This is a genomic window from Microbulbifer sp. MLAF003, from assembly GCF_030012965.1.
GTDB lineage: Bacteria > Pseudomonadota > Gammaproteobacteria > Pseudomonadales > Cellvibrionaceae > Microbulbifer > Microbulbifer variabilis.
The window spans coordinates 2121022-2141292 of record NZ_CP120232.1 but is presented as its reverse complement, the minus strand read 5'-3'; the positions used below and the strand labels follow the sequence as shown (position 1 = coordinate 2141292).

Genomic DNA, 20271 nt, shown 5'->3' with positions numbered 1-20271 from the left:
GCGCAGCTGGCTTGTATTTAATTTCCGGCTCGAGCGGTGCCAGTAAATGACTCAAGGGCGTTTTTCAGGGCGCTAAATAGACGGGGGATGTCTTTCCCAAACATCAGGTACAAGCAGGGCACCAATAAAAGTGAAATGGCCGTAGCTGCAAGGATTCCATAGCCCAGGGAAATGGCCATTGGAATCATAAATTTCGCCTGAACCGAGGTTTCAAAAATCATCGGCATTAAGCCACAGAAAGTGGTTACCGTGGTTAAAACAATCGGTCGGAAACGGCGCGCTGCCGCACGCTTGATTGCAGTCTCAACATCAACGCCTTCCTCTCGCAGGCGATTACTGTACTCGATCATTACCAGGGTATCGTTAATCACAACACCAGCAAGAGCGACCATCCCCAACAAGCTCACCATGCTCATGCCATACCCCATGACCAAGTGCCCCAGGATTGCACCAATAACCCCAAAGGGAATCGCCACCATCACAATTAATGGCTGCATATAACTTTTCAAGGGAATTGCCAGCAACAGATAAAGCACAGCCATAGCCAGCAGGAATGTCAGGCCAAGGGAAGCGAGCCCTTCGCGCTCATCCGCCTGACGCCCTTCGTACGAAATAGTAAGACCGGGAAATTCTGCTTGCAGCTGCGGAATAACACTGCGATCCAGCTCATTGATGACCAGTGCCGCCTGATCACTGGGCTCTACATTGGCAGAGGCAGTCAGCACCCGGCGCCCAGCACGACGGTTAATAGTTGCATAAGCGCGCCCCTTATCGATAACCACGAGATCCGTAAGAGGCATCCATAGACCGCTGCCCGCGCGAATCATAATGTTATTGACGTCATCCATACTGACACGCTCGCTCTCCGGCAAACGCACCATGACCTTGACCTGATCTCGGCCGCGCTGTTGCCGCAGCGCCTCATCACCATAGAGAGCCGCACGTATCTGCCGGCCAATCTCCTCAGCCGACAAGCCCAGACTCTTGGCGGTTTCAGTAAGTGTCAGGTCAAGCTGGGTTTTTCCCAGGGTAACGCCCGCATCGATATCGCTGACATTGGGAAATTTTGCCAGCTCGGCCCCCAATCGCGCCGCCGCCTGATCCAGGACTGCTGTATCGATATGGCGCAGCTCAACCGTGAGAGAAGAACCTGCGCCGGGCCCTCCCCGATCGGAGGCCGTAGTCGCACTTAAAGCTCCGGCAATTACACCAACTTCTTTCCGCCAGGCACGGACAAACTCACCGGTGGAAAATTCTCGCTGATCCGATGGCACGAAGAAAAAGTCCACCTGGACTGAGTCATCTCCCATCAAACCGCGATTACCGAGAAATACAGCGTCGCGATCGTATTGCTCCAGAACCTTGTTGCCACCGGCAATAATCTGGGATCTGGCTTTCTCCAGCTGGTGTTGCGCTGTTCCCGTGGGGAAAGTCACCGCAAAGCGACCGGAATCCCGCTCTACCCTGGGCATCAACGTAAAGCCCATACGACCACTGGCGGCATAGCCACCAACTACCAGCAGCGTGGAAATGGCAATAGCGATAGTGGTGTATCGGTGTCGCACACAGGCTTCAAGCAACGGGCGGAATCGCTCCTGTACAAATCGATCCAGGCCACGAGCCAATCTCTCCTGGCGGGCTGCAAAACGTTGCGCCCGCGGACTGTTATAGCCTCGGCGCGAATGGGCCAGATGCGCGGGAAGAATAAACAGTGCTTCAACCCAGGAGATAATAAATACCGAGCCCACAACGAAGGGAATAACGCCAAAGATTTTGCCCATAAATCCAGGCAGCGCCATCAACGGGATAAAAGCGACAATATTGGTGAGGATGGCGAATGTCAGGGGAACGGCCACCTGCCTGGCACCAGCAATTGCCGCCTGTAAATTGCTATAACCCTTCTGGCGCCACTCGTGAATATTTTCGCCGGCAATAATTGCATCATCCACCACAATACCCAGGGCGATGATAAAGGCGAACATACTCACCATACTGATAGAAATATCCAACCCGGGCAGGAAAAGCAACGCGCCGAGGAAACTAATTGGAATACCCAGTGTTACCCAGAAAGCCAGGCGCAATTCCAGGAAAGCCCCAAGTACAACAAAAACCAGCAACAAACCGATAAAGCCGTTTTTTAGTAACAGCGATAAGCGCTCCTTAAAAATCTCGGAATCATCATCGCGGATAGTGAGGCTCACTCCCTGCGGCAACGACGCCCGAACCTCATCAATAACTTCCCTTGCAGCATCGCTCACACTCAGTGGAGTCTGGTCTCCCACCCGATAAATTTTGATACCAACGGCCGGCTCACCGTTAAACACCATATTGCGGGCCTCATCCTCGAGGGCATCGCTGACAGTAGCGATATCACGCAAATAAACCGCGCCACCGCCACCACCCTGGGTAACAACAATATCGCCAAATTCCCGCGCCCAATCACGCCGTTCGGTAACCCGCACCAGAATTTCACCGGCATCGGTTTTAACACTACCGGTGGGAATATCCACTGCAGCGTTTTGAACAATTGTGGCCACCTGGGCCAGGGTCAGGTCATAGCGGCGCAGGTCGTCACGGTGTATTTCCACCGCCACTTCCAAATCGCGGACGCCCTGGGCCTCCAGCTGGGTTATGCCACTGTGGGCCTCCAATTTGTCATATACCTGCATGGCAAGTGCGCGCAGGCTCCGCTCATCCAGGTTGCCATGGAGGACCAGATCCAATACATCGCGCTTGCGTTCGGCCAGGTTCACCTGGGGCCGCTCAATATCGGCGGGAAATGTCGTTACCGAATCGATCGCCTGTTGGATATTTTGATAGACAAGATTGGCGTCGGCATCACCTTCCAGCTCCAGGTTGAGTACGGCAGAGCCTTCCCGGGCACTGCCACGCATCTCCTTAATACCCACCAAGCCCTGCACCGCCTGCTCGGCCGCTACCAGCACCCCGCGTTCAACTTCCTCCGGACTGGCGCCAGGATAAGAAATGGAAACGCTGACCAAGTCCAAACTGAATTCAGGAAAAACCTCTTTCTTGACGATCACGGAAAATATCAGCCCGCCGACAAGAAACACCAGCATCAGCAAGTTTGCGGTGACATGATTTCGCGCCATCCAGGCGATGGCGCCCGTTTTGGTATCGATACCTCCGTCTTCCACTCTCAGCTCATTCATTCGCGCCTCCGCCACGAGGGCCTTTTCTGGTGGAATTTTCGGCTGAGGCCGCTGCATCTGCCGGTGGCAGACGGGACAGGTTAATCTCTCCAGCGATCCGCACGGGCATTCCCTCGGTCACTGTAATCAGGCGCGTAGTCACCAGAGTTTCACCCCCACTGAGACCTTTCTCCAGTACTGCGTAATCCCCGCTGGTATAAGCCACTTCAACCGGCAAAACCGCAGTGCGGTTATCCCGCACTACCCATACGTTATCGCCATCCTGTAGTGCGCTTAATGGAATCCGCACACGCTCCTGCGCACTTTGGGAAACAATCTCGACCCGCGCGAGATCATTCAGTAACAACTGGGGCTGCGATGGATCCTGAACAGATAGCGGGTCGTCTAATTCCACCAACACACTGGCAAGCCTGCCCTGCTCTTCCAACACTGGAATCACGCGAACGAATTCACCACGACGATAAATACCTGCGGGCCATTGGCTGCCATAAATACGCACTTCAATATCACTGCTATTCAGGCGATACAGCTGAGAGGCTGGCACTTCCACAGCAATCTGGAAGCGATCGGCACTGGCCAGGCTATAAAGCGTATCCCCGGGAGATACCCGATCACCCACATCCACACTGCGACTCACTACAAGTGCATCGAAAGGCGCTCGGACCTGAGTGAGACGGAGGTTGCGCTGGGCAAGTGCGACATCGGCCTCTGCAGCCTCCACGCCAGCCTCGGCAGCGGCCTGCTGGGGTTCACGTAGCACCAGTGCGCGGTCGGCATCTGAGAGAGTTGTGCCAAGCAGCTCATATTCCTCCAAAGCCACCTGCTGCTGGCCACGCTCCTGCTGGAGTTCCGCTCGGCTTTTGGCAAGGGTACTTTGAGCAGTTTTTAGCGCCAGCTGATAGGGTTCCTGCTCTATACGAAGCAGCACCTTACCTTTTGGCAGAACCGCACCTGGCCCCAGATCGTAATCAAGCCATTCAACCTGTCCATCCACCTGCGGTTCCAACTCCGCCTGTTCGCGCGCCGCCACTGTTCCCAGGGCACTCAGGGTAAAAGAAAAATGCCCCTGCTCTGCCAGGGCAACATCCACCGCCGGTGCTGACACCTTGCGCTCACCACGTCCCACGGTGGGTTTCTCACGGATCAACCAGCTGGAAAGCAAAAATGCCAAAACCAGCAAAACTAAAGGCATCAGCAAGCGCCAATTGAATTTATTCAGCATTAAGAATTTCCCTCCAGGTACAGCTCCAGATCCACTGGCTCAGGTACGGGGAGGTCCTCCTGAGGAAGCCCCCGGAAAGTGCGCGGTAAAGTGTCACTCGGTTTTCAATCAACTGGCGTTCAGCGGAAAGCACCTCACGCGCCAGATTTTGGTAATCGGTCGTCGCAGTTAGAACATTGAGGAAGTCCACAGTGCCATTGATATAGGCGCGACTGCGCCGCTGGGCAATCAATTCCGACAGGCGCTCACGCTCCCGCAGGTGCCCAAGCTCCTGTTCAATGGCGCGCTCGCGAATTAAGGCCTGTTCAACTTCTGATAGCGCTTCATTCACCGTACTGCGATACAGCGCCCAGCTCTCCTGCAAGACCGCACCCTGCTGATCTCGCTTGGAAGCCAGTGCCCCACCATCAAAAATGACACCCTCAATAGACGCGGCAATCGCAATCAGCCAGTTCTCGGTAATATCGCTTATCAGACTGGTGCCATTACTGGCGACAGCGGACAAACTGAGTACAGGAAGCCGATCCGCCCAGGACTGGTCCGCCAAGTGGTAATCCTGAAGCAGGTTGCGCTGGGCCTCACGCACATCCGGGCGGCGCAACAATAACTGGGAGGGAATACCGGTATCCGGCAGTCCTGGCAATACAGGCAAGCTTGCCGCCTCTTGGATATAGCCTTCCAATTGGGGCTCATTGGTCCCAAGCAGAGCAGCTAACTGTACCTTGAGCGTTTCGATATCGGATTCGGTCTGTTCCAGTTCCTGCTCTGACCTCTGAACAAGCTGGCGTTGCTGCAACACATCGGCAGCATCTGTGACACCGCGACCAAATCGCAACTCCAATACCTTCAGACTCTTGCGATTGGTCTCAAGTTGCTGCTCCAGCAAATCGCGCTGCCCCCACTGCTCGCGCAGCTGTAACCAGGTAGCAGACACTTCAGAAGCCAAACTGAGAGCCGCAGTCTGAAGGTTTTGTTCCTGTGCCAGGAAGCCCGCCTCAGCAGCACTGGCACCGGAGCGTACGCGCCCCCACAAATCCACTTCATAACTGGCAGCGATACGGGTGCTCCAGCTGTTGCCCTCGTTAGACGGGTCAGTAAATTCACCGGATGAATAGCGCTGCTCGGTATTTTCCACCTGGGCGGTCACACTGGGCCAGAATCCCGAGCGCGCTCCCCGGGCCGCGGCGGCAGCTTGCTCAAGACGCCAGTAACTGGCCTGCAGGCTCGGATTGTCCTGCAGGGCCAAGTGAACCAGTTGATCTAATTGGGGGTCATTAAAACTACGCCACCAGCGCAATTCCGGAGCCACACTGCCGGAAGCACCAAAAGTTTGCGGCAGCCCTAAAATTTCCTGCGATTGAGGGGGTTCGACAGGTTGCGAAGAACAGCTGGCAAGCAAGGGAATACAAATTGCCAAAACGCGGTAAAAGCACAAGGAATATCACCGAAAAAGAGTTTTAAGCCATTAAAAGTAGAGATTTATTGCGTGCATTATCTCCCCGAAAAAATGCCCGGCAAGGCGTTTTACTCTTGTTTACAAACCGCGGGGAAAATCCTGTGAAATTTTGCCGTCCGTAAGAGTGCCCCAACGCAACTACTTAGGTATGATGCGCCACACTAAACTGAATGGTCACCGGGATTCGCCGCGGGATTCTTCGATAGTCCCCATGACAATCGGTGTTGGCCAGGCATCCATTAAGCCTGACCAGCTGGACATCCGGTGCAGATTAATAACGGAAGTAGAAGAGACAAGCCATGAGTAAACATCAGCCCCTCGCCCATTGGGACGACATTTTGCTGCTGGATCAGCAGCTGACCGACGAAGAGCGTATGGTGCGCGACGCCGCGCGCGAGTACTGCCAGGACAAGCTGATGCCCAGAGTCCTCGAGGCAAACCGCCACGAAATCTTTGACCGGGAAATCATGAGCGAAATGGGTCAACTTGGCCTGCTCGGTTCCACGATCGAGGGCTACGGCTGTGCCGGTCTCAACTACGTTTCCTACGGCCTGGTAGCGCGCGAAGTAGAGCGCGTGGACTCCGGTTACCGCTCCGCCATGAGCGTACAGTCCAGCCTGGTTATGCACCCCATCTACGCCTACGGCAGCGAAGAGCAAAAGCAAAAGTACCTGCCCAAGCTGGCCACCGGTGAATGGGTTGGCTGCTTTGGCCTGACCGAGCCGGATGCAGGTTCCGATCCCGGCGGCATGAAAACCCGCGCCAAGAAGGTTGACGGCGGCTACCGCCTGAGCGGCTCCAAGATGTGGATCACCAACAGCCCGATTGCCGATGTATTCGTAGTCTGGGCAAAAGACGATGAAGACATTATCCGCGGCTTCGTACTGGAAAAAGGTATGGAAGGCCTGTCGGCTCCTAAGATCGAAGGCAAGTTCTCCCTGCGGGCCTCCATCACTGGTGAAATCGTGATGGATAATGTTTTTGTACCGGAAGAAAACAAATTCCCGGAAATCGGCGGCCTGCGCGGCCCCTTCGGCTGTCTGAACCGCGCCCGTTACGGCATTTCCTGGGGCGCCATGGGTGCCGGTGAGTTCTGCTGGCACGCCGCTCGCCAGTACGGCCTGGATCGTAAACAGTTCAACCGTCCGCTGGCTCAAACCCAACTGTTCCAGAAGAAACTGGCAGACATGCAAACTGAGATCACCCTGGGCTTGCAGGCCTCCCTGCGCGTTGGCCGCATCATGGACGAGAATAAGCAATTCGACCCCACCATGATCTCCCTGGTGAAGCGCAACAACTGTGGCAAGGCCCTGGAAATCGCCCGTATCTCCCGCGATATGCACGGCGGCAACGGTATCTCCGACGAGTTCCACGTAATTCGCCACGTGATGAACCTGGAAGCGGTAAACACCTACGAGGGCACCCACGACGTACACGCCCTGATCCTCGGTCGCGCCCAGACCGGACTACAGGCTTTCGTTTAAGGCCCGCATACAGGCGCACCCCCGGCACTTGCCGGCGGGTGCGCCAATACCCGTTTCTCTGCTCTTTCCCGCTTTTTAGCTCGGTATCTCAATATTCGATTTCAATACGGTTCTCTCTCCGTACCAGTTGATTCTGTCACACACTGTCGACCCCTCTCTCCCCATGCCAAATAAGGAGTGCTATTCTCCCCTGCTTTGCGAGTCTGTGGATTTAAAGACACTATGGATCAACTGCTGCATTGGTTCGACCTGATCGGCATAGCGGTATTTGCCTTCAGCGGAGTGCTTGCCGCGGGACACAAACAAATGGACCTGTTCGGCGCCGTAGTACTCGCCTGCGTCACCTCGACGGGTGGAGGCACCATCCGCGACATCATTCTCAACATCCCGGTTTTCTGGCTACAGGAACCTTACTACCTGTGGATTGCCGTAATCACCGGTGTGGTCAGCTTTTACCTGATACGCTATTTACAGGTACCCATGCGCCTACTGATGTTTGCCGATGCTATTGGTCTTGCAGTATTTGTGGTGATCGGTACCCAGAAGGGCCTCGAAATGGGTTATTCCGCCACTATCGCCATAGTAATGGGAATGATGACAGGCACCTTTGGTGGTGTTATCCGCGACGTGCTGTCCGGGGATATTCCCTTGCTGTTGCGCAGGGAAATATATGCTACTGCAGCCCTCACTGGCGCAGCCGTTTTGGTTGCTTTAGATGCCAATGGCAAACTGCCAGGCGATTTGGTGGTGGCCATTGCAGTGCTTGTCACCCTGTCTATCAGGCTAGCTGCCATACGCTGGAATCTTTCCGCCCCCATAGCCCGGTTTGGTAATCATTGACTTTGGCCAACTCCGAAACCCAAACATCAGTATTCGACACTGCTCACAGGAATAGACCCAGTGCGTAACTTTCGCCCGCTCTCCGCCCTACTTTGCTTTCTCTGCCTGGTGCTGAGCGCCTGTGAGCGATCAGACCCGGACGCGAAACCAGGTAAAGACAAGGAGTCCAAGAGCCATACTCGCTTGATCTCCAAGCCCTGCTGGTTTGAAACCGACGACAGCTGGCCCTTTACCCAATGCTTTATGATGGAAGTCCCAGAGGATTATGCCCATCCAACACGGCGGAAAATCCGCTTTCCGGTTATCCGTTTCCGCGCCAAAGAGCCCGATGCCAGCAAACCGCCCCTGCTTCACTTAGGAGCCGGCGGCCCCGGCGCAAGCATGGGCCTGGAACCAGAGAATGCCAGCGACTGGCTATGGCTAAACTACGCCGCCATGACGGTCGAAGACGGCCGGGATCTTATTGTGATCGACCCCCGGGGCACCGGCATGGCGCGGCCACGCCTCACTTGCAGTGAATTTATTGATGATGCCCAGACCGCTTTCCAGCGCAAGCTTTCACCGGAGGAGGAGGCGCGTGTTTTCGCTTTCAGTATGGAGCGTTGCTACAGTCGCCTGAGTAAAGGCGCCGATATGGCCCAATATAACAGTACAGTGGTAGCGCGGGATGTGGATGAGCTGCGCAAGCTACTGAAGCTCGATGAACTCGACCTATACGGTGTTTCCTATTCAACCCGGTACGCACTCACCTATGCCCGGGATTACCCTGAGTCTGTACGCGCACTGGTACTTAACAGCGCGGTATTTCCCAACATCGCCTACACCCAGCAGCTAGCCCAGGATTCGCTGGCAGCTTATGAGCGCGGCCTCAAACATTGTACTGAGGATAAAAAATGCAATAGCCGCTACCCGGATCTCCGTCGCAGACTGGAAAACCTGGTGCAAACCCTCGATGAGGAGCCCCGCACCATCCATATCAAACACCGCTATTCAAAACAGACCTACCCGTTCGTTCTGAACGGACAGCGTTTGCTGCGAGTGCTTTTCCAGGCACTGTACAACGAGAATTTCTACAGTGAACTGCCAAAAATGATCGAAGGACTGGAGAGCAGTGGCGATGAAGGACTTAAACCTGCACAAAAAGCCATCGGTCACTTTATGGAAATTGTGCTTGACCCCTATTTTGGCGATGCTGCCGGAGTCAGCCATTTCTGCTATGAAGAAGCGCCTTTCGTGGATTTTGACCAAGCCCGCGCCAGTGCCGAAAATACCGGAATCCTTGGTGGCGCCGTACGCTCAGACCTGAGCCTGCTACAGCTGCAGTGCCGTATTTGGGCGATTCCCTCAGCACCACTACTGGAATCTGAGGCCATTGAAACTCCCGCACCGGTAATGGTGCTGCATGGAGGTCTCGACCCGGTATTGGCTGCGGAGGATGTAGATGCTGCACGCAAAGCCCTACCCAATCATCAGTGGCTACTTTTCCCCAAATTGGCACACGATATTATTTCCGCCAGCAGCTGCGCCGAGAAAGCTGCCGGCCGCTTCCTGGACAATCCACTAAAAGATCAAACTCAGGCCACCATGACTTGCCGTGAGCAGGAACTCGCCGAGCAGGAGGCAAATAAAGAAGAGGACCAGCAGGCAGAATCCAGTGAGGCTGAAAACCAGACTTCCGAACCCCCGGTGGCATCGCCAACACAACCACCAGCAGCCTCGGAAAGTGGCCAGCTGAATTAACAACAGCATGGCTTTCCACCTACTCAACCAGCCAGGCCTGTACATACTCAGAACAGCTGGCAAAAACCAAGAATACAGGCTGAGCTAATTTGCCAACCTGGAGTCAGGCAAACCAAGGGAATTGAGCAGATGCAAACGGATGACAATACTGCACTGATTGAAGTAGCTGACCTGGTAACACTTCAAAAAAGTTCTGACCCCGTAATCCTTGACTGCCGTTATGAGCTGGCTGACCCGGAGAGTGGTGCTCGAGATTACGCTGCGGGACATATTCCTGGGGCCCACTACGCCAGCCTACACCGGGATCTCTCAGCCCCAACGCAACGTTTTGGCGGGCGGCATCCCATGCCCACCAGCGGCCAGTTCCAGGAATATGCCCGCAGCCTTGGTATCAATGACGATGCATCTGTCATCGTCTATGATGACAACCGGCTGGGTTTCGCCGCGCGAGCCTGGTTCCTGTTTTATTTTTTGGTCACAAGCCTGTCAGCATCCTAAATGGGGGGCTGAAAGCTTGGCTTGATGCTGGAGAGGCGCTTAGTACCATTGAACCCATTGCCCCAAAATCTGGATCCTTTACTGCAAGACCCAAAGAAAATCTGTTGGTGCACTATGAGGCGGTCAAGGAAGGTTTAAACGGCGCGTCATGGCAGCTTGTTGATGCGCGGGATAGCCAGCGTTTCAATGGGATTCAGGAGCCCATTGATCCTATAGCCGGTCATATCCCTTCAGCTATCAATCAACCCTGGCAGAATGTCACGGACAAAAATACCGGGAAAGTAAAGTCAACTCAGGAACTGCAAGCTCAGTTTGGCAGTCTGGGAGAAGGTAAACCGCTGCTTAACTATTGTGGTTCCGGTGTCACTGCCTGCGTGAATTTCTTTGGGCAATACCTGGCCGGTCGAAAAAATTCTCTGCTCTATCCCGGCAGCTGGAGCGACTGGTGTGCGCACCAACAATGAGTGAGTCGCTCGTGTTTACCTATCCGGTCCAGGTGCGAAGGAAGGCGGTAAATGGGGACCCTAGTCCCTGAGTGTTGCCGGAAAATACATTGCTGTGAGGGCAGCTATATCTACCCCCACACCTATTCAATGGCAACAATCACTCAATGCGTCACCACACCCTGTTGATGTAGGCATCAACAGACCAATCACTACGAAATTGTATCCAACCACGCATATAGGCATGCCGGTAATACGCATCGAAAAAGTTGAGGAAGTCTCCTTTTGTCGCAAAGCGGTACTCTCCATAGTTTGGATCGAAAAAGAGCGCACCTATATCAGAGTTCACCCTGTCATCTGCAACCCAGGCTGCAACAGCGTGCCCTGCTCTGCGGCCAGAGAAAGTAATATATCCATACGCATCTCGTAAACTGCGCAGCGCATTTACCAGGCTCGTATTAATTGGCGGAATTGGCTGAACTGGAGGTACTGGCTGGCCCGGTTGAATAACAACCATATTGTTCAATGCAACAGCAATTGCACTTGAACTCCAGCGATCTTCTTTATGCAAACCCTGATTTATTAGCCAGTTTTCGATATTTAATCCCTGTCTACCACCTCCATAAGTCCAGGTACGAAAATCCCGCCCCACCTTTATTAGCTCGCCAATATTTAGGGACCGATATGTGCGAAAACTAAAAGCACCAGCATTATGGACCCGGGGAGTTAAGCCTAATTTATCCGGCAAACTTTTATCGTCCAGTGCGTTGGTCTTTATCCAGTGCGCAGCTAGAGATGCGCAAATTCCAAACTTACCAAATCTGAAATAATGAATATAAGCCCGTGGTGAGGACTGGGAGAAGCCCCAGGTTTTTACACCATTGTTACGCCTGGCTATACGATCAACCCCCATAACAGTATTCCTCCTGAATGGATAGTTTATTAATCATGACAAACACGAGTGATACACCTACCTTCCAGTGGAGATGAGGCTCTCTTGTAGCTCATGTCATGAGCCAGACTTTACGAGAGCGCATAGCCTTCTGCTTTAGATCCTGAGCGTATTTTTTTAGGTTTTGGTCTTAATTGATTTTTTAAGGAAAGTACTGGCAGTATTTGAGCGCCGGAACGTTTATTGGGAGGGTTTTTATAAAGGCAGGGAAATGAGGGGGGACGTAAATCACATCAAAAAATAGGCGGCACTTTTCATGCCACCTATTACTGATTCAATATGGGGTCTAATCGTGCATGGGATTGCGCAGGATCGGACAAATCGCTTCCTTATTTTTCGCCATATACTGCTGGTGATACTCCTCAGCGTAATAAAACGGCTGCGCCATACTGATCTCAGTAGTCACCTCGCCACGCTGTTTTTCATCCAGCGCCGCCTGCACGGCATCCCTGCTGGCCTCTGCTTCTTTCTTCTGCTCTTCACTGGTGCAGAATATGCATGAGCGATACTGGGAACCAATGTCGTTACCCTGGCGCATACCCTGGGTTGGATCATGCATGTCCCAAAACAGCTTTAGAAGCTCCGCATAGCTGACAACCTTGGGATCGTAAACCACCTTAACCACTTCAGCGTGCCCGGTGCGCCCGCTGCATACCTCGTCGTAATTCGGGTTTTCTGTCGCCCCGTCGGAGTAACCAACGGCGGTGGCAAAAACACCATCAGTTTCCCAAAATATACGTTCGGCGCCCCAGAAACAGCCCATACCAAACATGGCAACTTCCATATCTTCCGGGAACGGCTCTTTGATAGAGTTACCATTAACGAAGTGGACGCCAGTGATTTCCATCGGCTGCGGCCGACCAGGCAAAATCTGATCCGCATCCGGTATCTGGAATTTGTCGTATTGCATACTGTTATCTCAAGTGCTGAAATTTTCTTCAAACAGGATAGCCATAAGCTGCTAATCCGCCCAGAGCCATACTTAGGCCAGTTTAACCCAGTGATCAAACAGGTCAGAGAGATATTTGATCACTGGGTTAAAAATTGGCAGATCAACAATAAAAGGAGTCGCCATTGGCACGCTTAATCTTACTACTGCTTATCTTGATTGGAGTCTGGTATGCATGGCAGAAAATCAAGGCCAGCTCACCTGAAAACAAGCGCAAGCAGATTTTTCTGGCCACAGTTTTAGCGGCTGCGGTAGTCGTCGTTTTACTCGCACTGAGTGGCCGTCTGCACTGGGTTGGCGCCGCTGTGCTTCTGATCCTGCCGGTGCTCGGCCGCCTGCTTAACCAACTCACCCGTTTATTGCCCTGGATGGCACCGTTCTTTGAGCGATATTCCCGCAACCGACAGCAACAAAATCAACAACAGGGCGAGGAAAACTGGCAGGGGCAAAAAGCAGCTCAAAAGGATCAGGGCCCACCTCTCACCGAGCATGAAGCCCGGCGAATCCTGGGAGTGAGCGCCAATGCGGGAAAAGATGAAATTATTGGCGCACACCGTAAGCTGATTCAGAAATTACACCCGGATCGTGGCGGCAATGACTACTTGGCATCCCGGGTAAACGCCGCCAAAGAGTTATTGTTGCGTATTTTGTAATCAGGGCACCCTGCAGAGGAGGTGCATATAGCGAGCCAGCTGCCGATATGGGTCGAGCTGAGAGTACTCCAGCTCCTTTTGCACAATCGCCGCCGCTGGCAATTTTTCTCGAATTGAGGGCGTCATAAAATCGTGGAAACAGCGAATGCCACTGTGACACTTAACATCAAAGCCAACTTCTCCCAACCATCCTTCCACCCACTCTGGTAACAAGGGGTTTTGCGGGGTGAGACTGCCCGGATGCCCTCCCCAGTAGTCCTCTCCAATGTTGCGTTCAAGCTGACGAAAGCTACCGCGCTGCAGCAGACGAAACTCCAGCGCACGGCGATTGTAAAATGTCAGTGACAGGTATCCGCCGGGCTTCAGCAATCGGCGCAAATGCTGCAGCGCCTGCTGCGGTTCTTCCAGCCACTCCAGCACTGCATGGCAGATCACCAGATCCGCCTCGCGCAGCTCTGCCTGTTCAGGCAATGCCTGTAACGGCTTATGCAGGAGTGTCACCTGCTTTTGCAGTTGTCGCTCTTCGACCTCAGCTGCGGCATGCTCTAGCATCTGTGCAGAGATATCGGCCAGGAAAACCCTGTGTCCAGCCTGCGCCAGATCCATAGCGAAATGCCCCTGGCCACCACCGGCATCCACCACTTTTAAAGAGTCTGACCTTCCATTGAGCAGCGGCGCCAGATCCCTGTTCAGCACCGCCAGGCGAATATCCCCCTTGAGCCCCCCATAGATACGGTTGCGAAAACGGTGTGCCAGGTCATCAAAGTTGCGATCGCTAAAACGACTAACGCTCATCGGCTTCCTCATTACACAAAGCTATCTCGCAGCGGCGACGATTCTCATCAATTTTGTCGCGTAGGGCGGCATCCAAATCCACCCCCAATACCGCAGCCAGCTTGATGAGATACATCTGGATGTCCGCAAGCTCCGCGGCGATCCCCATCGAATCTTCAGTTTGCATCAGAGCCTGTATTTCGCTGTTATCTTTCCACTGAAAATATCGCCCAAGCTCAGCAACCTCTACCGACAGTGCCATTGCCAGGTTTTTAGGAGAATGTAACGGTTGCCAACCGCGCGCTTCGGCCACTGCGTCGAAGGCCGCCAGGATTTCACGATGGGTCATCAAATTTCTTCCTCTGCTGACGTTCCAGACCGCCCTCACGTGCTGCCAAAATGGAGTTCAGTGCCTTGGACAAGAACTCACGCCGATACAGTACGCAGACCACAAAGAGGTAACTCGCAATAAAGAGCAGCGGATGGATAAACCAGCTCAACACTGACATAGAAAAGTAATAGGAGCGCAGGCCGTAATTGTAACTGTGGCCCGCGTGATCGATCACCTTGGCAATGCTGATCGCAAATCTGCGGCGCTCTTCCTCAGAGAGATCACCGGTTTCCGGCGGCGGCGCAGCGCCAATCAGGACGTTGGCAAAGGAGTACTGGCGCAAAGACCAGGTGAAATTAAAAAAGGCATAGATAAAAATCAGGATCAGCAGCATCACCTTGAGCTCAAACTGCTCGACGGAGGTTGGCTCAGCAAAAGGCAGGCTCGTAATCACTTCGATAGCGGCCTTATTTGCGGTTAGGGCTGTTACCAAACCCGCCAGGATCAGGATACTGGTAGAAGCGAAGAAGCCAATCACCCGCTCCAGGTTACTCATGATCGCCGTGTCGGCCATACGCATATCCCTGTCAAGCATGCGCAGCATCCACTCCACCCGGTACCATTGCAGCGAGGACGTTAGGCACCAGGTTTCCTTGGCTTTTTTTCGCGCAAATATGGTGTAGCCGACCCAAGTAATAAAAAAGCCAGTGACGCTGGCGATATCCAACCAGGACAACCTCTATCTCCCTGTTCGTCTACATTTATGCCGGGGCTTTGGAAGGCGAAGTCTTCGCCTTGCTGGCATCCTTGTCAACACTGTCTTTCCGGTGTGTGCAAGCGGTAGAATAGCGCCCTTTCGCCAGCGACAGAGGCTGGCTAGAAAATTTCCTATAACTCCAGGGAGCTGTCTTTTGAGCAACTCACATCCTGCATTCAAACTGGTTACCAGCGCAGAAATCGATTCTCTCGGCGTGCGAGTCGAGGAATACCGCCACAATACTACCGGTGCACAGCACTTACATATCGCCGCAGACAACCCGGAAAATGTTTTCCTGGTCGCCTTGCGCACTGTGCCGGAAGACTCCACCGGTGTGGCACATATCCTTGAGCACACCGCATTGTGCGGCAGTGACAAGTACCCGGTGCGGGACCCGTTCTTTATGATGATCCGGCGTTCGCTCAACACGTTTATGAACGCCTTTACCAGTTCCGACTGGACCGCCTACCCCTTTGCCAGCCAGAACCGCAAGGATTTTGACAATCTACTGGATGTCTACCTGGATGCTGTATTTTTTGCGCGCCTGGACCCACTGGATTTTGCCCAGGAGGGACATCGCCTGGAGTTTGCCGAGGCAGATAATCCCAAAAGTGAACTTGTTTACAAGGGCGTAGTGTTTAATGAAATGAAAGGCGCCATGAGCTCTGTCAGTTCACAGCTGTGGCATACGCTGAGTAAATACCTGTTCCCTACTTCCACTTACCACTATAACTCCGGTGGTGAACCTACTGATATTCCCAAGCTCAGTTACGAGCAGCTGGTGGCCTTTTACCGCAGCCATTATCACCCGAGCAATGCCATCTTTATGACCTTTGGCGATATTCCCGCCGCAGAGCACCAGGCAGCGTTCGAAGAAAAGGCCCTGCACAAGTTCGACCAGCTGGAAAAAATGATTGCCGTTGGGCGCGAGGACCGTTACCAGGCGCCGCTCAAAGTTGAGGAGCACTATCCGCTGAACGGAGAGGCACTGCAGGGTAAAACCCATATTGTCCTGAGCTGGCTACTGGGTGACGTCACCGACTTGGAAGAAGCCCTTACTGCTCATCTACTTGCAGGAGTGCTACTGGACAATAGCGCCTCCCCACTGATGAAGCTGCTGGAAACTACCGACCTGGGTACTTCCCCATCCCCGCTTGTAGGCCTGGACGATTCCCAACGCGAGCTGGTCTTTGTCTGCGGTATTGAAGGCAGCGAGCGCGACAGCGCCGACGAACTGGAAAAGCAAGTACTGGCAGTGCTGCAGGAAGTTGCGGAAAAAGGGATTCCCTACGAACAGGTTGCCGCCAGCCTGCACCAACTGGAGCTGCAACAGCGCGAGATTGGTGGCGACGGCTACCCCTACGGCCTGCAGCTAATCCTCACGGCCCTCACTGGCGCCACCCACCGCGGCGACCCCATCGGCCTGTTAAACATTGATGCCACTTTGGAAAAACTGCGCGAGCAGATTAAAGATCCCAGGTTTATCGCCGACAAAACCCGCGAACTGCTGCTGGATAATCAACACCGTGTGCGCCTGGTAATGAGCCCTGACGACCAACTGGCTGAACGCCGGGAGCAGGCGGAAAAAGACCAGCTGGCGCAGATCAAATCCCGCCTCAATGAAAAAGACAGGGAGCAAATTGTCGAAACCGCCAAGGCCCTGGCCGACCGGCAAAATCGTGAAGACGACGCCTCTATTCTGCCAAAAGTTGGCATCGAGGATATTCCGGCAGAACTGCCGGACGTAGAGGGAGAAAAAACCTCTCTCGGCAACCAGACATTAACCCGCTACAGCGCCGGCACCAATGGCCTGGTCTACCAACAGATGGTCAGCGCCCTGCCGGAGTTCACTGAAGAAGAAAAACAGTTACTGCCTTACTACTGCCAAGTACTGAGTGAAGTTGGCTTGGGAGACAAGGACTATCTGGAAGTACAACAGTGGCAGACACGCGTAGCCGGAGCCTTACATGGTTTCACCAGCAGCCGCACTGCCATTGATAACCTCGATCATCTTTCCGGCCACTTTATCCTGTCCGGCAAGGCGTTATCGCGCAACCAGGAGGAACTGACTGAACTGATGCAGGCCACTATGGAGCAGGTCCGCTTCGACGAGCATGCCCGCATCAAGGAATTATTACTACAGACCCTGGCCCGCCGCGAGCAGGGCGTAGTTGGTAATGGTCATGCCCTGGCAATGGCCGCAGCGAGTGCCGGCTTTAACCGCGCCGCCTGGGAAAGTCATGCCACAGGCGGCCTGCTGGGCCTGCGCGACTTAAAAGCACTGGTCGCCAACCTGGACAAAGTGGAAGGCCTGCAGAAACTTACCGCGCAGTTCCAGGCTATTCACCAAAAGATCCTGGCTGCACCACGCCAATTCCTGCTGGTAGGTGAAGAAGATAAAATTGACAGCTTCAGCCAAGCGCTGTCGCCGCTCACTTCCAACCCCAGTACCACCGCGGCAAATCCGGAAGCACCTTTCGAACGAAAGCGGGTTGAAGAACTTTGGATTGCCAACAGCCAGGTGAATTTCTGTGCCAAGGCCTACCCAACTGTGCCCATGTCACACCCGGACGCGGCACCACTGTCTGTTCTGAGTGGCTTCCTCCGCAATGGCTTCCTGCACCGCACCATCCGCGAACAGGGCGGCGCCTACGGCGGCGGTGCGGCACACGACAGCAATATTGGAGTGTTTCGCTTTTATTCCTATCGCGATCCGCGTATGGGAGAAACTCTGCAAGACTTCGATGCCTCTCTACAGTGGCTGGCTGAAGAAAAACACAAGGAAGAACAGGTTGAAGAAGCCGTTCTCGGTGTCGTCGGCGGACTGGACAAGCCAGGCTCCCCCGCCGGCGAAGCCAAGAAGAACTTCCACTCGGGCCTTTACGGTCGAACCCACGCAGTACGCCAGCAATTCCGCAAACAGGTAACAGAAGTGACCCTGCAGGATCTTCAGCGAGTGGGCGCCACTTATCTGGACCAGAGCAAGGCGAGTACCGCTGTAGTGACAGGTCCCCAGGGCCAGGCTGCCGCAGCAAACCTCAACTTGCAGGAAGAAAAACTCTGACAGAGCCCTGTGCTCTATCCCCGGTAAAGTTATTGCCGGGGATAGATCCCGCAGCCGACGCGCATCCGGCAGGCCCCAGGCCTGCCTGTTAATCGCAGTAACCCTTCAGCGAAATTCAGATGAGTAAACACGACAATATTTACGCGAGTCCTCTGGGCCAGGTAGCCGGTTTTGAGTTCGATCGCCAGGTAGTGCAAGTATTTCCCGATATGATTAAGCGCTCGGTTCCGGGCTATACCACCATCGTCGCCATGATCGGCACCTTGGCTGAGCGCTATGCCCAGGCAGGCAGCCGCTGTTACGATCTCGGCAGCTCTTTATGCGCCGCAACCTTAGCCATGCGTCACCGCATCCCCGCAGCAGATTGTGAAATTATTGCCGTAGATAACTCCAAAGCCATGACAGATCAGGCGCGCACCGTGCTCGAAGCCGATAGCGGCGAAATACCTGTACAGCTTATCTGCGACAACCTGCAAAACGTCACTATTGAAAATGCATCTGTAGTCGTACTCAATTTCACCTTGCAGTTTATTCCGGTGGAAGAGCGCGAGGAAATTCTAAGAAAAATTCACGATGGTCTACGCCCCGGCGGCATCCTGATTATTTCAGAAAAAGTGGACTTCGCCGATAAAGCCCATAATGAATTAATGATTGAACTGCATCATTCCTTCAAGGCTGCCAACGGTTACAGTGCATTGGAAATTGCCCAAAAGCGCTCAGCCCTGGAAAATGTGCTGATCCCGGAAACCCTGGATACCCATCGCAAGCGGCTAAAGAACGTCGGCTTTACCAGTGTTGATGTCTGGTTCCAGTGTTTTAATTTCGCCTCACTCATTGCCATTAAAGGCAGCCCCGAAAAGTAAGTACCCGTGATCGACTACTCCCAACTCTACCAAGGCCTGCAACATATCCCTGATCTGCGCTCCTGGCTCGCGCAGCTGCCCGATCAGGTGGCCGAAAACCTGAGCCCCCATCGCTGGGGTGACCTGCCCGACTGGCGCGCAGCCATGGAAGCCTTACCGGATATCAAACCCTCAGATATAGAGCTTGCGCAAAGCGTCCGCATTGGCAGCGCCAGTGATGCAAGCTCTGAACAACTGCACTTGCTGGAACAGGAACTGAGAAAACTACACCCCTGGCGCAAGGGCCCATGGGAAATTTTTGGCCTTCCTATTGATACCGAGTGGCGCTCAGATTGGAAATGGGATCGCGTATTACCCCATCTGGCCCCTATGGAAAATAGATTGGTACTGGATGTGGGATGCGGCAATGGCTACCACTGCTGGCGCTCTTATGGTGCTGGCGCCCGGCGTGTGATCGGCATAGATCCATCGGCAAAATTTGTTGCCCAGTTTTATGCCCTGAAAAAATACCTCGGCAAAGAAAAACCGGTAGACCTGTTGCCCCTGGGTATTGAAGCCCTGCCATCCAATCTACGATCCTTCGATACCACTTTCTCTATGGGCGTGCTCTATCACCGCCGCTCACCCATGGACCATCTGCGCGAGCTCCGGGAAACCTTGCGCCCCGGAGGCCAGTTAGTTTTGGAAACTCTGGTGATCGATGGTGGCCTGGGGGATTGCCTGGTGCCGGAGGGCCGCTATGCAAAAATGCGCAATGTTTGGTTTTTCCCCAGTTGCGCCACCCTGGAAAGCTGGTTACGCAAATGCGGATTCCGCAATCCAAGAACAGTGGACCTAAATGTCACCAGCCAGGAGGAACAGCGCCGCACTGACTGGATGCATTTTGAATCACTGGAGGATTTCCTGGACCCACAATCACCAGATAAAACCATCGAAGGTCACCCCGCGCCCAAACGTGCCGTTCTGGTCGCGGAAGCGCCGTAGCTTCTCTTACGCTACGAATCAGGAAGATCATAAATTCCGCAAAATCCGTAACAAATAGAATTTTGTACGGAATGCTGACTGCCACCTT

General features: G+C 53.9%; 17 protein-coding genes. 9 read left to right on the top strand and 8 right to left on the bottom strand.

The genetic code is table 11. The annotated features are described in order from the left end of the window. Positions 1-17: 17 nt before the first annotated feature. From P3339_RS10425 to P3339_RS10415, 3 genes are read right to left on the bottom strand one after another with little or no spacing between them, the layout of a single operon-like run. Complete coding sequence (locus tag P3339_RS10425) at positions 18-3173, bottom strand: efflux RND transporter permease subunit (RefSeq protein ID WP_282953336.1); 3156 nt, start codon at positions 3171-3173, stop codon at positions 18-20. Further along, positions 3166-4395 (bottom strand): efflux RND transporter periplasmic adaptor subunit, encoded by a 1230-nt coding sequence (locus P3339_RS10420; protein WP_282953335.1) that lies wholly within the window; start codon positions 4393-4395, stop codon positions 3166-3168. The genes P3339_RS10425 and P3339_RS10420 overlap by 8 nt, the downstream gene beginning before the upstream one ends. Beyond that, complete coding sequence (locus P3339_RS10415) at positions 4385-5830, bottom strand: efflux transporter outer membrane subunit (RefSeq protein WP_282953334.1); 1446 nt, start codon at positions 5828-5830, stop codon at positions 4385-4387. Before P3339_RS10415 ends, P3339_RS10420 begins: the two co-directional genes overlap by 11 nt. A 320-nt stretch (positions 5831-6150) precedes the next feature. Between P3339_RS10415 and P3339_RS10410 the strand changes: the two genes are divergently transcribed. The 5 genes from P3339_RS10410 to P3339_RS10390 all read left to right on the top strand — a co-directional run bounded on the left by P3339_RS10410 (position 6151) and on the right by P3339_RS10390 (position 10877). Beyond that, positions 6151-7335, top strand: coding sequence for an acyl-CoA dehydrogenase (locus P3339_RS10410; RefSeq protein WP_020413010.1), 1185 nt, complete (start codon positions 6151-6153; stop codon positions 7333-7335). 222 nt (positions 7336-7557) lie between these two features. Further along, positions 7558-8175, top strand: coding sequence for a trimeric intracellular cation channel family protein (locus tag P3339_RS10405; RefSeq protein WP_020413011.1), 618 nt, complete (start codon positions 7558-7560; stop codon positions 8173-8175). A gap of 60 nt (positions 8176-8235) precedes the next feature. Further along, complete coding sequence (locus P3339_RS10400) at positions 8236-9915, top strand: alpha/beta fold hydrolase (protein ID WP_282953333.1); 1680 nt, start codon at positions 8236-8238, stop codon at positions 9913-9915. 129 nt (positions 9916-10044) lie between these two features. Then, complete coding sequence (locus tag P3339_RS10395; protein ID WP_282953332.1) at positions 10045-10413, top strand: sulfurtransferase; 369 nt, start codon at positions 10045-10047, stop codon at positions 10411-10413. Between the two features lie 107 nt (positions 10414-10520). After that, complete coding sequence (locus tag P3339_RS10390) at positions 10521-10877, top strand: sulfurtransferase (RefSeq protein ID WP_282953578.1); 357 nt, start codon at positions 10521-10523, stop codon at positions 10875-10877. 151 nt (positions 10878-11028) lie between these two features. On the opposite strand, the gene P3339_RS10385 is transcribed toward P3339_RS10390, so the two are convergent. Continuing rightward, a complete protein-coding gene (locus tag P3339_RS10385; protein WP_020413014.1) occupies positions 11029-11769 on the bottom strand; it encodes a YopT-type cysteine protease domain-containing protein in 741 nt (246 codons plus the stop codon). A gap of 325 nt (positions 11770-12094) precedes the next feature. Next, positions 12095-12718 (bottom strand): peptide-methionine (S)-S-oxide reductase MsrA, encoded by a 624-nt coding sequence (gene msrA, locus P3339_RS10380; RefSeq protein ID WP_020413015.1) that lies wholly within the window; start codon positions 12716-12718, stop codon positions 12095-12097. 164 nt (positions 12719-12882) lie between these two features. On the opposite strand from msrA, the gene P3339_RS10375 reads away from it, so the two are divergent. Further along, a complete protein-coding gene (locus P3339_RS10375; protein ID WP_282953331.1) occupies positions 12883-13410 on the top strand; it encodes a DnaJ domain-containing protein in 528 nt (175 codons plus the stop codon). Here P3339_RS10375 and P3339_RS10370 read toward each other — a convergent pair whose 3' ends face one another. The 3 genes from P3339_RS10370 to P3339_RS10360 are packed head-to-tail and all read right to left on the bottom strand — an operon-like array spanning position 13411 to position 15251. Further along, positions 13411-14205, bottom strand: a complete 795-nt coding sequence (locus P3339_RS10370; RefSeq protein ID WP_282953330.1) for a methyltransferase domain-containing protein — start codon at positions 14203-14205, stop codon at positions 13411-13413. It abuts the gene before it with no gap. After that, positions 14195-14533, bottom strand: coding sequence for a nucleotide pyrophosphohydrolase (locus P3339_RS10365; protein ID WP_282953329.1), 339 nt, complete (start codon positions 14531-14533; stop codon positions 14195-14197). Before P3339_RS10365 ends, P3339_RS10370 begins: the two co-directional genes overlap by 11 nt. Continuing rightward, positions 14520-15251: a DUF599 domain-containing protein gene (locus P3339_RS10360; protein ID WP_020413020.1), complete on the bottom strand. Its 732-nt coding sequence runs from the start codon at positions 15249-15251 to the stop codon at positions 14520-14522. The genes P3339_RS10365 and P3339_RS10360 overlap by 14 nt, the downstream gene beginning before the upstream one ends. 175 nt (positions 15252-15426) lie before the next feature. Here P3339_RS10360 and P3339_RS10355 point away from each other — a divergent pair, with 175 nt between their 5' ends. The 3 genes from P3339_RS10355 (at position 15427) to cmoB (ending at position 20183) form a co-directional block, all read left to right on the top strand. Continuing rightward, a complete protein-coding gene (locus P3339_RS10355) occupies positions 15427-18336 on the top strand; it encodes an insulinase family protein (protein WP_282953328.1) in 2910 nt (969 codons plus the stop codon). A gap of 119 nt (positions 18337-18455) precedes the next feature. Next, positions 18456-19199, top strand: a complete 744-nt coding sequence (gene cmoA / locus P3339_RS10350) for a carboxy-S-adenosyl-L-methionine synthase CmoA (RefSeq protein ID WP_020413022.1) — start codon at positions 18456-18458, stop codon at positions 19197-19199. 6 nt (positions 19200-19205) lie between these two features. Beyond that, positions 19206-20183 (top strand): tRNA 5-methoxyuridine(34)/uridine 5-oxyacetic acid(34) synthase CmoB, encoded by a 978-nt coding sequence (cmoB, locus tag P3339_RS10345; RefSeq protein WP_282953327.1) that lies wholly within the window; start codon positions 19206-19208, stop codon positions 20181-20183. The last annotated feature ends 88 nt before the right edge of the window (positions 20184-20271 follow it).

Excerpts from the sequence above, each read along its gene's own strand:
- P3339_RS10425 (WP_282953336.1), bottom strand. The coding sequence starts at position 3,173 with ATGAATGAGCTGAGAGTGGAAGACGGAGGTATCGATACCAAAACGGGC.
- msrA (WP_020413015.1), bottom strand. The coding sequence starts at position 12,718 with ATGCAATACGACAAATTCCAGATACCGGATGCGGATCAGATTTTGCCT.
- P3339_RS10370 (WP_282953330.1), bottom strand. The coding sequence starts at position 14,205 with ATGAGCGTTAGTCGTTTTAGCGATCGCAACTTTGATGACCTGGCACAC.
- P3339_RS10395 (WP_282953332.1), top strand. The coding sequence starts at position 10,045 with ATGCAAACGGATGACAATACTGCACTGATTGAAGTAGCTGACCTGGTA.
- P3339_RS10420 (WP_282953335.1), bottom strand. The coding sequence starts at position 4,395 with ATGCTGAATAAATTCAATTGGCGCTTGCTGATGCCTTTAGTTTTGCTG.
- P3339_RS10405 (WP_020413011.1), top strand. The coding sequence starts at position 7,558 with ATGGATCAACTGCTGCATTGGTTCGACCTGATCGGCATAGCGGTATTT.
- P3339_RS10365 (WP_282953329.1), bottom strand. The coding sequence starts at position 14,533 with ATGACCCATCGTGAAATCCTGGCGGCCTTCGACGCAGTGGCCGAAGCG.
- P3339_RS10410 (WP_020413010.1), top strand. The coding sequence starts at position 6,151 with ATGAGTAAACATCAGCCCCTCGCCCATTGGGACGACATTTTGCTGCTG.
- cmoA (WP_020413022.1), top strand. The coding sequence starts at position 18,456 with ATGAGTAAACACGACAATATTTACGCGAGTCCTCTGGGCCAGGTAGCC.
- P3339_RS10385 (WP_020413014.1), bottom strand. The coding sequence starts at position 11,769 with ATGGGGGTTGATCGTATAGCCAGGCGTAACAATGGTGTAAAAACCTGG.